Source organism: Streptomyces sp. NPDC002181 (genome assembly GCF_042890485.1).
GTDB lineage: Bacteria > Actinomycetota > Actinomycetes > Streptomycetales > Streptomycetaceae > Streptomyces.
Map to the genome: position 1 here is coordinate 575,216 of NZ_JBIASC010000003.1, position 11,790 is coordinate 587,005.

Genomic DNA, 11,790 nt, shown 5'->3' on the forward strand with positions numbered 1-11,790 from the left:
CGGCCCTCCTCGCATCGGCGGTCCGGCTCTGGTCTCTGGTCCGCCTCGTGGCTACAGCCTTCCCCAGCTTGGCTCATCCGGCCGCACCCCGCACCCGCTGGGCCCCGGCCCCGGCCCGGCCGGGATCAGGAGACCGCGTACCACTGGCTGGCCCAGCCGGTGTTGATGGTGCCGGTGGACTGCTCGCCGAGGTTCACGGTGGCCGGCAGCGAGGTCTGGCCGGTCAGGAGGGTGCTGTACCGCAGGTTCGGCGGGGTCAGGCCCGCGTTCACCGAGATCCCGGCGCCCGTCGACTTGAGGGTGAGGGCGTTGGTGGCCCAGGTGCCGTTGAGGAGGAGGGCGATGAAGTACGTGCCGGGGGCGGCGGTGAAGGGCTTGGCGAGGGGGAACGGCTTGGCGATCGCGTCGGTCATCAGCTGCGGGGAGATGTCCGCGGTGGACGCGCGCAGGGTGCCGTTCGCGTCGTAGACGCCGAGGAAGTTCTGCGAGAGCTGGGCGTTCGGGTCGATGCCGGCCAGCCCCAGCCAGATGTTGGACCAGGTGATCTGCTCGCGCAGCACGATCCGCACCAGGGTGACCCGTCCGGCCACGCCGGCGGTGGACTGGGCGGTCACGTGCCCCGCGTCGTTCGGATCGCCCGTCCAGGCGAGGAGGTTCTGGTCCTGCGGCCGGGGGCCCTCGTACCCCGAGCCGCCACCCGGTGCGACGGGAGCGGGCGCCGCGGCGCTGCTGCCGGCACCCTTGCCCTTCGGGCTTCCGCCGGAGGCGGTGCAGCCGGTCAGGAGGAGCGCCGTCGCGAGGGCGGCGGCGAGGCCGGCGGAGAGGGTGGTGGTACGGGTGCGCATGGTCCCCCCATGAAATGCGGCAATGCGGAAGTGCGTGTGCCAAAGGAGGCCATGGTCACACGGGGTCGTCCGCGGTCCGAGACCGGGGACTACTTCGCCTTGGCGGCCACCGGCGCGGGCCAGAGGTGGTCGGGGGTCACGATCGAGGTGACCGCGTTCCCGATCATGCTGGACAGGTTCTTGCCCCGGTAGTCGATGTCGCTGTTGACGAGGACCACCAGGGTGGCCTTCTCTGCGGGGAGTTGGGCCGCGATCGTCTCGTAGCCGGGCAGCTCCCCGTTGTGGCCGAGCCAGCCGTTGAAGTCGAGGATGCCGAGGCCGTACGAGGCGCCGGGGACGGCCCCGACCGGAAGGGTCCGGAGCCGCTCGGCCTGCGTCTCGGGGGTCAGCAGCCGGCCGTCCGCGAGCGCCGGGGCCCACCTGCGCAGATCGTCGAGGCCGGAGATGATCCCGCCGGCGGCCCAGGCCCAGGAGGGGTTCCAGTTCGTCGCGTCGGCGACGGTGCCCTTCGGGGTGAAGTTCGTGTACCCGTGGGCGTGCGGGTCGGGCACGGCGCTGTCGGTGGGCAGGGAGGTGTCGTTCAGCTTGAGCGGAGCGAACACGTGCTCCCGCAGGTAGTCGTCGAGGCTCTGCCCGCTGACCTTCTCGATCAGCATGCCGAGCAGGATGGTGTTCGTGTTGCTGTACTCCCACTTGGCGCCCGGCTTGAAGTTCGGGGGATGGCTGAAGCCGATGTCCACCAGTTGGCGCGGGGTGTACGTGCGGTGCGGGTCGGCGCGGACGCCGGCCAGCCACTTCTCGTCCGCTGTGTAGTCGAAGAGACCGCTGCGCATGTCCGCCAGTTGCCGCAGGGTGATGGAGTCCCCGCCGGGGACGCCGGAGACGTACCGGGATATGGGGTCGTCGAGGCCGGCCTTCCCCTGGTCGACCAGCTGGAGCACACCGGTGACGGTGAAGGTCTTGGTGACGCTCCCGACCCGGGTGTAGAGGTCGGACTTCATGGGCGTGCCGGTCTTCTTGTCCGCGACGCCGAAGGACTTCTCGTACACGCCGCGGCCGGGCATCCACAGGCCGATGTTCAGGCCCGGCATGCCGGTCTGCTTCATGATCTTCGTGATCGCCGCGTCGAGCTTGCGCACGGTGGCGGGATCGAAATCGGCGCGTACGGAGGCGGAGGCCGAGCCGGTACCCGCGCACAGCGCGGCCAGCAGCACCGCCACCGCGGCGGGCGTACCCGCCCGACGGACCCGGCGCCCACGCATCCGACGGCGCTCGACCATGACCGCTCACCCCTGCCCAGGCTCGACAACACGGCTCCCCGAGCCCCCGGGTACTGCGTCAAGCCTATGAGTGCCGCCCGCCCGCCGCGATTCGCCGGGAGGGCGGGTGTGAACCCCGGGCAGGCCCGGAAGGCAGTCCCTGGCTGCGCTGCCAGTAGCTGCAGCCGCCCGCCGTGGGGGCCACGCCGCCGTCGCTCCGCACGGGGCAGGGGACCGGCTCCGAAGCGGGCTCCGGGACGCGCTCCCAGTGCTGCGGCCCCGGCGCGGAGCTCGCCGGTTCCTTCAGGTACAGCGTGCACGCGGCGCCGGCCAGGACGAGGGCCAGCCAGCCCGCCACGGTCCAAAGCCGGACCCGGCGCGAGATCACGGCGCGATCGGGAGCCGGCGCTTGTGGTCGGTCAGCCGGTAGCGGCGGACGATCGTGTCGAAGGCGTGCTCGTCGACCGGCTTGCCCTCCAGGAAGTCGTCGATGTCGTCGTACGTGACGCCCAGCGCGTCCTCGTCGGCCTTGCCCGGGTCCAGGGTCTCCAGATCCGCGGTGGGGGTCTTCCAGACCAGTTCGGCGGGGGCGCCCAGGACGTCGGCCACGGCGCGCACCCGGCGCTTGGTCAGGCCGGTCAGCGGGACCAGGTCGGCCGCGCCGTCACCGAACTTCGTGAAGAAGCCGGAGACCGCCTCGGCAGCGTGGTCGGTGCCGACGACCAGGCCGTCTTGGGCGCCGGCCACCGCGTACTGGGCGATCATGCGCTGGCGGGCCTTGATGTTGCCCTGGACGAAGTCCTGGTGGTGCGCGTCCCGGAAGACGGTGCCGCCGGCGAGGGAGGCCTCCAGTGCGGCGTCGCTCGCGGGCTTGACGTCGACCGTCAGCACCCGGTCCGCCTGGATGAAGCCGAGCGCCAGCTGGGCGTCCTTCTCGTCGGCCTGGACTCCGTACGGCAGCCGCATCGCGTAGAACGTCGCCTCGTGGCCGGCCTCGCGGGCCCGCTCCACGGCCAGCTGGCACAGCCGGCCGGCCGTGGTGGAGTCCACCCCGCCGCTGATGCCGAGGACCAGGGAGCGCAGGCCGGTGGAGGTGAGCCGCTCGGCCAGGAAGGCCACCCGGCGCTCGATCTCCTCGTGCGCGTCGAAGGTCTCCGGCACCTGGAGTTCCCGGGCGATCTCCTGCTGCAGAACGGTGGACGCCGGCCGGCTCACGGCTGCTCCTCGTGGTCGATGGTGATGCGCGCGTCGCGCTGTGCTGCCGACCCTAGTCCAAGCCTTCCCGCGGCCCGAAAGCGGCCGGGCTTGACGAATCCGGCATAAGTTATGACACTCGAAGTGCAAGTTGTTTTCTTGTCGTATGACCCCCGAGGGTCAGGAGGCAGTCGTGGCCGAGCGCCGGATCTACGTAATCGCGGGGGCCGTCATGGGCGGGGTCTGGGCCTGGGGCTCGGACACCCCGGCCTGGGAGCACGCGCTGCGCCTCCTGGCGATCGTCGTGTGCGCCGGAGTCCTGATGTCGCTGGCGCACCGCCGCCGGGCCCGCCTCGGCAGGCCGGTCGAGCGCCGCCTGCACTCCGGCCTGCTGGTCGGGAAGGTGCTGCTGGTCGCGGCGGCCCTGCTGCTCGATCAGCTGCTCGGCCTGTGGTTCTCCGACCCGAGCCTGATCACCGCGGTCGTCCTGTTCGCGGGCATCGCGGCGGGCGGCCCCGCCCTGCACCGGCGGCTCACCCGGGACGGGCGCGGTACGGGGGACCCGCGATCCGCGCCCTCGGACCGCCGGGTGCTGTCAGGGGTGGACGCTCAGTAGCCGCGCTACGCCCGGTCGGCCGGCCCGGAGGTGTCCGTGCTGGCCAGGAGGGCGTGTACGGCCGTCTCCATCGTCCGGGCCGCGGATTCGACGCTCAGGCCACTGCTGCGCCAGTGGTACCAGGCGCCCCAGGTGGTCACGGCGTCCAGGCCGTGGAGCACCTCGGTCCTGCGCTCGGCGGGCAGCCGGTCGAGCTCGACGGCGAAGACCTCGGCCAGCCGGCTCCGGGCGAAGTCCAGGACCTGTCGGGTGACCTCCCTGATCCGGTCCCCGTTCTGCTCCAGTCGCATCAGCGTCAGCTGGGCCGGAGTGATCCACTCCAGGATCCGCGCGCGCTGTTCCGTGAGCGCGGCGACCCGTGCGGCCCGCGGCCCGTCGGTCGGCAGGGGCCTGGTCTGCTCGATCAGCTGCTCCAGGCGGCGCGCGATGGCCGTCTCCACCAGCTGGGACATGTCGGCGTAGTGGTGGAAGACCAGGCGTCGGGAGACGCCGGCGCGTTCCGCGACGCGGTCGGCGGGAAAGTGCGACTCGCCTTCGTCGAGCAGGGACAGCACCGCGTCGGCGATCTTCACCCGGGACTGCCGGCTGCGCTCGGCGCGGCCGTCCGCGCGTCGTTCCTCCGGCTGTCCCGCCACCGACTGCTCCATGTCGTCCCCTCCCGGCTTCGCTCGCCTCCATTGTCGCAAACGGGGGCGGAGCGTCCGAGTCCTCGTCCCGCTCGTCCTGATCGTCCCGCTCGCCGCGTGCGTCCGGCGGGGGTCCGCGTTGATTTAATTGCACTCTAAGTGCAATCATGGCCGGAACAAGCTGGTTCGGACGAGGGGGATCCCGTACGCATGTTCGCCACCCTGGGGCGCTGGTGCGCCCGACGACCGAAGCGGGTGGTCGCCGCCTGGCTCCTGCTGCTGCTGGGCCTGGCCGCGGCGGCGGGCGTGCTCGGCAGCGCCACCACCGAGACGGTCTCCATACCCGGCAGCGACAGCCAGGCCGCCCATGACGCCGCCCGGGCGTTCCCGGACTCCGCCTCCGGCCGCCAGCCCCTCGTCCTGCACACGCCCGCCGACGGTCTGCTCCTCACCTCGGACCGCGCGCGCGAAGCCGTCCAGGAGACGGCCCGCGCCCTCGCCGCCCGCGACCACGTGGTCGCCGTCACCACCCCGTACGAGCCGGCGGGCGGCGCCGCCCTCGCCCCCGACGGGCACACCGCCTACCTCACCGTGGAACTGGACCTGGCGGGCCGGAACATCACCGCGGACGTCGTCCACGACCTCAGGGCAGCCGCCGAACCGGCCGAAGCGGCCGGGATCGAGGTGACTCCCGGCGGCAACCTCGCCGAAGCCGCCGACAAGAAGTCCACCCGGCGCAGCGAGGCCATCGGGCTGGTGGCGGCCTTCGCCATCCTCTACCTCGGGTTCCGCAGGCCGGTCGCGGCCGCCGTACCGCTGGCCGTCGCCGTCGTGGGCCTCGGCATCTCGCTCGCGATCATCGGCCTCACCGGCCACGTGACGGACATGCCGTCCTCCGGCGCGACGATCGCGGCGATGATCGGCCTCGGCGTGGGCATCGACTACAGCCTCTTCTGCCTCACCCGCTTCCGGGAGCTGCTCGCCACCGGCCTGCTGATCGAGGACGCGGCCGCCCTGACGACCGGCGCCTCGGGCAAGTCGGTGGCCTTTGCCGGTACGGCGGTCATCGCGGCCCTCGCCGGCCTGGCCCTCGGCGGCCTGCCGCTGCTCCGCGCGCTGGCGCTCGCGCCCGGCATCGCCGTCCTGGTGGCCATGGCCGCCACGCTCACCCTTCTCCCCGCGCTGCTCTCCCTGCTGGGCCGGCGCCTGGCCCCCGAGGCACCCGCCCCGCCCGCGCCGGGTGCGGCGGACTCGCCGCAGGCACCGCCCGCCCGCGGCTGGGCGCGCATCGCCCGGCACGTCGCCGACCGCCCCTGGCGCTACCTGCTGGCGGGCCTGGCCTTCTTCGTCCTGCCGGCGCTCGCCGCGGCCCAGCTGTCGTTCGGGCAGCTCGACGGCGGCGACAAGTCCCCGGGAACGGCCGGGCGCACCGCCTACGACCGGCTCGCGTCCGCGTTCGGCCCGGGCGTCAACGGACCGCTCCAGGTGACCGACACGCTGGCGAAGCCCGCGTCCGGACCCGCGGATCCGGCCGTCACGGCCATGGGCAGGGCGCTGAAGGACACCAGCGGCGTCGCCGCGGTCGGACCCGCCCAACTGAGCCGCGACGCCAGGACCGTGCGCTGGCAGGTCACCCCCACCACCGCGCCCGGAGATCCGGGCACCGCCGCCCTGGTGGACCGGCTGCGTACCGACACCCTCCCGAACGTGACGAGGGGCACCGGCCAGGCGGCCCACGTGGGCGGCCTCCCCGCGATCCAGCTGGACCTCAACGACCGGCTCGCGCAGCGCCTGCCCGCCGTCATCGGGGTCGTCCTCGCCATCGCCGGGCTGCTCCTGCTGCTGGCCTTCCGCTCCCCGCTGGTCGCCGTGAAGGCGGCCGTGCTCAACCTCCTGTCGGTGGCCGCCGCTTACGGTGTGCTCACCGCGCTGTTCCAGTGGGGCTGGGGAGCGGCGCTCCTCGGCCTCGGAGGCCCGGTACCGATCCCCGGATACGTTCCGCTGCTCATGTTCGCGGTCCTGTTCGGGCTCTCCATGGACTACGAGGTCTTCCTGCTGAGCGCCGTCCGCGAGGCGTGGCTGGCGAGCGGGGACAACCGGGGCGCGGTGATCACCGGCCTGGCCAGGACCGGCAGGATCATCACCTCCGCCGCGCTGATCATGGTGTGCGTCTTCCTCGGCTACCTCCTGTGGGACGACCCCGTCGTGAAGATGTTCGGGATCGGCCTCGCCACCGCGGTCGCGCTCGACGCCACGGTCGTCCGCGGGCTCCTGGTCCCCACCACGATGGTCCTGCTCGGCAAGGCCAATTGGTGGCTTCCGGGGTGGCTCGACCGGCTGCTGCCGCAGATGCACATCGAAGGCGGCGAGCAGGACCCCGTCCGTACCTCCCCCGTCCCCGAACCCGTGAGGAACGCATGAACCACCGCACTGTCCAGCCCGATGCCCGAGCGAAGACCGCCGTACGGGGGAGTGGCCCGCGCGGCAGCGCCGCGCGCAGTCCGCGCAGCCCAGGCAGCCCGCGCCGCGCCCGGCGGTGGGTGCTGGCCGGAGCGTGCGCCCTGCTCGTCGGGCTCGTGCTCGCCGACCGTGTGGCCGCCGGCGTCACCGAGGGCCGCATGGCCGACCGGATCGCCGCGCGGCAGAGCGCCCTGGTGGCGGCGCCGGACGTCTCCATCGACGGCTTCCCGTTCCTGTGGAACGCGGCGGCGGGAAGCTACCCGGAGGTGGAGGTCGACGGCCGGGCGAGGACGGGGGACGGGCTGCCCGTCACCGCCTCCCTCGACCTGCACGACGTGTCCAGGAGCGCGGACGGCTACTCGGCGGCCAAGGCGACGGGGGAGTTCAGGGTCCCGCTCGACGCGCTCGGGGCGAAGCGCGGTGCCGGTGTCCGGATGACCGGGCGCGACGGGCGGCTGGAGATCACCCGCTCCTTCATGGGAGTACCCCTGGTGGTGACCGCCTCGCTCAAGCTGACCGGTGACACCGTCACGCTGGAACCGGCGGCGGCGTCCTTGGCCGGGCGTCCGCTCGACCCGGCCAATCCGCAGATCGCGGCCGCGCTCAAGGCGGCGGAACGCAAAATACCGGAGCTGCCGCTCGGCCTCGTCCCGTCCGGCATCTCGGTCGACGGCAGCGCGGTGACGGTGCACGGCGAGGCGAAGGACGTCGGTCTCGCGGACGAGGCCTGAGCGAAGGGCGGGGGTTCTCCGGGCGCCGGCCGGTCGGCAGGCCGGTCGGCGGGCCGGTCGGCGGGCGGGTCGGCGGGCCGGTCAGCGGCTCTTCTTCTGGGCTTCTACGATGTCCCGCACCGCGTCGTCCACGCCGGCGCGGCTCTGCACCCACTCCGAGAAGGCGGGGAACTGCCCGGCTATCGCGATCAGCACCTTCAACTCGGCGGGCGCGATGTTCACTTCGCACAGATTGCGCTCGACGGCCCGGATCACGCCCCGCGCCACCTGATCCGGCGAGGACGTCCGGGCACCGCCGGGGGTCTTCGCGCCGGTCGCGGCGTGCATGCCGGCGTCGCGGACGTACCCCGGCTGGATGATGGACACGCCCACGCCCGTGCCGCGCAGGTCCTGACGGAACGCCAGCGCGAAACCGCGCAGCCCGAACTTCGTCGCGTCGTACAGTGAGGACGATTTGGTGGCGGCCTTCCCGGAGATCGAGCCGATCAGGGCGATGTGGCCCTGCCCCGCGCCGACCATGCGGGGCGCGAGCAGGCGGGCCAGCATGACCGGCGCCCGCAGGTTCACGGCGAGGGCCCGGTCGATCTGCCCGGGGGTGTAGTCGAGCAGGTCGCCGCTGGACGGAAGGGCCGCGTTGGCGATCAGGACGTCGGTATCCGGGCACTGCGAGGCCAGCCGCTCGACATCGGCGGGGTCGGCGAGATCGGCGAGGACGGCCAGGGCGCCGAGCTCGTCGGCCACCGCACTGAGTGCGTCCTCGCGGCGCCCGGTCACGACGAGCTTCGCGCCCCGCGCGGCGAGCGTGCGGGCCAGTGTGAGTCCTATGCCGCCCGTGACCCCGGTGAGGAGAACGGTCGATCCGGTGATGCGCATCCCAAACCCTCCCTGTTGTTCGTCCGAACGAACAGTGGCAGTCGGGTGGGCGGGAGGGCCAGGGAAATCACCGAACCGGCCGGCGGACGCGGGGGATTGACCGCGTTCCGGTCACTCGGCCGGCGGTGTGGTGGTGGCGCGCAGGCCCCCGAGCAGCGTGGCCAGGTAGCGGTGGGCCGTGTCGATCCGGTGGTCGGGAGCGCCGCCGTGGACGTCCACGGCGTAGGCGATGCCGCACATGAGGGGGACCAGATCGCCCGGGGCCAGATCGGCGCGGACGGCTCCGGCCTCACGAGCCCGGTCGAGCAGGACCCGGCCGGCCGACCACAGCGCCGTCTTGAGTTCCGTGGTGCGCGCCAGGGCGTCCTCGGCCGCGGCGGTGACCGGGGCCAGGGAAGCGTCGGTGACCTGCGCTTCGACGGTGCGGGTGAGGAACTCCTCCAGCGCGCGCCGGGGATCGGGGTCGGCCAGCGCCCGCTCGCCGTGCGCGGCCAGGTCTTCCAGGCAGGGGGTGGCGACGCTCTCCAGCAGTGCCTCGGGCGTGGCGAAGTGGCGGTAGACGGTGCCGACGCCGAGTCCGGCGCGGCGGGCGACGTCGTTGAGCTGCAGGGCCGTTCCCTGGTCGACCAGATCGCGGGCCACGGCGATGATCCGCTCCCAGTTGCGGGCCGCGTCCTTGCGCAGTGGCGTCGTCGTCATGGGGACATGTTAACTGGATGGCTCATCCGCATGGTCCGCCCCTAGTGTTCGGCTGTGAGCGTTCATGTCGTCATGGGATTCGGGCCCGCAGGGGCCGCCACCGCTCGGCTTCTGGCCGGGCAAGGGCGTTCGGTACGGGTCGTGACCCGGTCGGGCAGGCCGGCGGAGCCCGGCATCGAGCACGTCGCGCTGGACGCGACGGACAGCCGGCTGCTGGCCGGGGCGGTGCGGGGCGCGGCCGCGATCCACCAGTGCGCCGCCCCGCCCTACCACCGCTGGGCCCGCGACTGGCCGCCGCTGATCTCGTCCGTCTGCGCCGCGGCCGAGGAGACCGGGGCCGTACTGGTCATGCTGGGCAACCTCTACGGCTACGGGCCCGTCGACGGGCCGCTGACCGAGGGGCTGCCCCTGGCGGCCGCCGGGGCCAAGGGCCGGGTGCGTGCCGAGGGCTGGGAGGCGGTGCGCAAGCTGCACGAGGAGGGCCGCGTCAAGGCGGTCGAGGTGCGGGCCTCGGACTTCTTCGGGCCCGGCGTGACCGACGGCGGGCATCTGGCCGGGCGGGTCATGCCGCGGCTGCTGCGCGGCAAGCCCGTCTCCACCCTCGGGGACCCCGACGCGCCGCACAGCTGGAGCTACCTGCCGGACGTGGCCCGGGTCCTGGCCGAGGTCGCGGACGAGGAGCGGGCCTGGGGGCGCGCCTGGCACGTCCCGACGGAACCCGCCCTGTCCGTAAGGGAGATGGTGGACCTGCTCGCCGCCCGGGCCGGGACCGGGCCGGTCGCGGTGCGCCGGCTGCCGCCCGCCGTCCTCGGCGCGGCCGCGCTCTTCTCGCCCCTGATCCGGGAGCTGAAGGAGGTCCGCCACCAGTTCGACCGGCCGTTCACCGTCGATTCGACCGCGTACGAAGCCGAGTTCGCCGTACGGGCCACCCCCGTCGCCGAGCAGGTCGGGGAGACGGTGGACTGGTGGCGCGAGCGATCGGCCACGGCCCGGTGACGCCTGCGCCGGGGCGCGGCGCGCCGGCATCGCGATTACTCGGGGTCCGAGGGGGCCGCGGATTCCGGGGACCCGGCGGGGTCCGTGACGGGGGGAAGCCCCTGCATCTGCCGGTACTGGTCCATGATGGCCGTGATGGCCAGGAGGTGCTCCTTCTTCATGCCGGCCGCGCGCATCGCCACGGAGCGCACGCCCGCCTGGCGCAGGGCCTCGACGGCGGCGGCCTCGTCGAGCACCGACTCGGCCACCTCGTCGTCGAAGAAGTAGGCGACGGACACCCCGAAGAAACGGGCGAGGGCGGCCAGCAGGTCCGGTGAGGGGTTGCAGCGCTTGCCCGTCCGCAGCTGGGACAAGTACACGGCGCCGGCCTTGATGTCGGGGTTGACCCGCTTCAGCTCCTCGGCCACCTCGGCGTTGGTCCAGTTCCTGCCCCTGGGGCGGACCGTCCTGAAGAGGTCGTCGAGACGCACTGCCAGCACGGGCCGGTCGTCAGTACCGGACACTGCGCATCTCCTTGCCTTACACCCGGGAATAGCTCACAGCTATTTTGCATTTTTGCAGATTAGCGGTCAGTTGACAATCCGGCTTGAGTCGGCCACCGTGGACCCGTCGATAGCTGGCAGCTAACTCTGCTTCACGGGGGTAGCCGAGTGAGCCGCCAGTCGTATCGAGCCGGTCCGGGCCGGCCCTCGGGGGATGGGGGCCGGCCCCGACCGCTGCGCTCCGCGCGCCCTTCAACGGGTCTCTGCGCGTGCCGCCGTTCCGTCCAGGGGAACGCTCAGTCCGATGCTCTCGGCCGCCACGGCGATCGCGAAGTCGAAGTACGCGGACTCGTCCCGGACGCTGTCGTGGGTGCGGCTGAAGACCTGGAACACCAGGAGCCCGACCAGACTGCTCCACAGCACCATGCCGCGCTCAACGAGGTCCGAGAACGGGGCCTCGGGCGTGCCGCCGAAGAGCTGTACGGCCTGCGGCAGGAGCAGCGGCGGACCGGGCACCGCACGACGCGGCGGGGTGAGTTCACCGGCCGCCAGGGCGGAACGCACGATGCCCGCCAGCACCGCGGGGGTGCGCGTGGCGGCCGGGACGGTGTCCTGCGGGGCGTGGTAGCCGGGGACGGGAGAGCCGTAGATCAGCGTGAACTCCGCGGAGTTGTCGAACGACCACGTCCGCAGCGCGCGTGTCACCGCGAGGAGCCGCGCCCCGGCCGGGGCGCCCGCGGCGGCGGCGCTCCGGTCGGCCTCCTCCATCGCGGCGCCGGAGGAGTCGTACGCGTCGGTCACGAGCGCGGTCAACAGGTCGTCCCGGTGCGGGAAGACGGCCTCGACGTCGGCGACGGAGAGGCCGCTGCCCTCGGCGACGGCCTCCGGGGACAGTCCTGCGGCGCCCAGTTTCACGAGCAGTTGGCGCGCGGTGGCCCTGAGGGCGGCGTGCCGCGCGGTGTTCTCATCGTCGGCAGGGGTGGAAACATCCATGTGCCGAACCGTACCC

Annotated in this window: 12 protein-coding genes; 4 read left to right on the top strand and 8 right to left on the bottom strand. The window is 73.1% G+C overall.

Features of this window, described 5'->3' with window-relative positions:
• Nucleotides 1-125: 125 nt before the first annotated feature.
• From ACFYXV_RS11965 to nadE, 3 genes are all read right to left on the bottom strand, one after another.
• A complete protein-coding gene (locus ACFYXV_RS11965; protein ID WP_385469506.1) occupies nucleotides 126-845 on the bottom strand; it encodes a hypothetical protein in 720 nt (239 codons plus the stop codon).
• An 89-nt stretch (nucleotides 846-934) separates the two neighbouring features.
• Nucleotides 935-2,125, bottom strand: coding sequence for a serine hydrolase domain-containing protein (locus ACFYXV_RS11970; RefSeq protein ID WP_389382777.1), 1,191 nt, complete (start codon nucleotides 2,123-2,125; stop codon nucleotides 935-937).
• Nucleotides 2,126-2,488: 363 nt separating this feature from the next.
• Entirely contained in the window at nucleotides 2,489-3,319 is an 831-nt protein-coding gene (gene nadE / locus ACFYXV_RS11975; protein WP_389382778.1) for an ammonia-dependent NAD(+) synthetase, read from the bottom strand.
• Between the two features lie 145 nt (nucleotides 3,320-3,464).
• Between nadE and ACFYXV_RS11980 the strand changes: the two genes are divergently transcribed.
• A complete protein-coding gene (locus tag ACFYXV_RS11980) occupies nucleotides 3,465-3,914 on the top strand; it encodes a hypothetical protein (protein WP_385469512.1) in 450 nt (149 codons plus the stop codon).
• Nucleotides 3,915-3,919: 5 nt separating this feature from the next.
• On the opposite strand, the gene ACFYXV_RS11985 is transcribed toward ACFYXV_RS11980, so the two are convergent.
• Nucleotides 3,920-4,561 carry a TetR/AcrR family transcriptional regulator gene (locus ACFYXV_RS11985; RefSeq protein ID WP_389382779.1) on the bottom strand — a complete coding sequence of 214 codons (642 nt, stop codon included), beginning with the start codon at nucleotides 4,559-4,561 and terminating at the stop codon, nucleotides 3,920-3,922.
• A gap of 189 nt (nucleotides 4,562-4,750) precedes the next feature.
• Here ACFYXV_RS11985 and ACFYXV_RS11990 point away from each other — a divergent pair, with 189 nt between their 5' ends.
• Together ACFYXV_RS11990 and ACFYXV_RS11995 are read left to right on the top strand one after the other, a co-directional pair.
• Nucleotides 4,751-6,961, top strand: a complete 2,211-nt coding sequence (locus tag ACFYXV_RS11990; RefSeq protein ID WP_389382780.1) for an MMPL family transporter — start codon at nucleotides 4,751-4,753, stop codon at nucleotides 6,959-6,961.
• On the top strand, nucleotides 6,958-7,731 hold the full coding sequence (locus tag ACFYXV_RS11995) for a DUF2993 domain-containing protein (protein ID WP_389382781.1): 774 nt from the start codon (nucleotides 6,958-6,960) through the stop codon (nucleotides 7,729-7,731). Before ACFYXV_RS11990 ends, ACFYXV_RS11995 begins: the two co-directional genes overlap by 4 nt.
• 81 nt (nucleotides 7,732-7,812) lie before the next feature.
• Here the strand turns inward: ACFYXV_RS11995 and ACFYXV_RS12000 are convergent, their stop codons facing one another.
• Together ACFYXV_RS12000 and ACFYXV_RS12005 are read right to left on the bottom strand one after the other, a co-directional pair.
• The gene (locus ACFYXV_RS12000; RefSeq protein ID WP_389382782.1) at nucleotides 7,813-8,604 is read right to left on the bottom strand and encodes an SDR family NAD(P)-dependent oxidoreductase; all 792 of its coding nucleotides are present in this window, start codon (nucleotides 8,602-8,604) and stop codon (nucleotides 7,813-7,815) included.
• 111 nt (nucleotides 8,605-8,715) lie between these two features.
• Nucleotides 8,716-9,303 carry a TetR/AcrR family transcriptional regulator gene (locus ACFYXV_RS12005; protein WP_389382783.1) on the bottom strand — a complete coding sequence of 196 codons (588 nt, stop codon included), beginning with the start codon at nucleotides 9,301-9,303 and terminating at the stop codon, nucleotides 8,716-8,718.
• A gap of 54 nt (nucleotides 9,304-9,357) precedes the next feature.
• Here ACFYXV_RS12005 and ACFYXV_RS12010 point away from each other — a divergent pair, with 54 nt between their 5' ends.
• Nucleotides 9,358-10,299 carry an NAD-dependent epimerase/dehydratase family protein gene (locus tag ACFYXV_RS12010; protein WP_389382784.1) on the top strand — a complete coding sequence of 314 codons (942 nt, stop codon included), beginning with the start codon at nucleotides 9,358-9,360 and terminating at the stop codon, nucleotides 10,297-10,299.
• A 35-nt stretch (nucleotides 10,300-10,334) separates the two neighbouring features.
• Here the strand turns inward: ACFYXV_RS12010 and ACFYXV_RS12015 are convergent, their stop codons facing one another.
• Both ACFYXV_RS12015 and ACFYXV_RS12020 read right to left on the bottom strand, forming a co-directional pair.
• Nucleotides 10,335-10,802: a helix-turn-helix domain-containing protein gene (locus ACFYXV_RS12015; protein WP_385469526.1), complete on the bottom strand. Its 468-nt coding sequence runs from the start codon at nucleotides 10,800-10,802 to the stop codon at nucleotides 10,335-10,337.
• 231 nt (nucleotides 10,803-11,033) lie between these two features.
• Nucleotides 11,034-11,774, bottom strand: a complete 741-nt coding sequence (locus ACFYXV_RS12020; protein WP_389382785.1) for a TetR/AcrR family transcriptional regulator — start codon at nucleotides 11,772-11,774, stop codon at nucleotides 11,034-11,036.
• Nucleotides 11,775-11,790 lie beyond the last annotated feature (16 nt).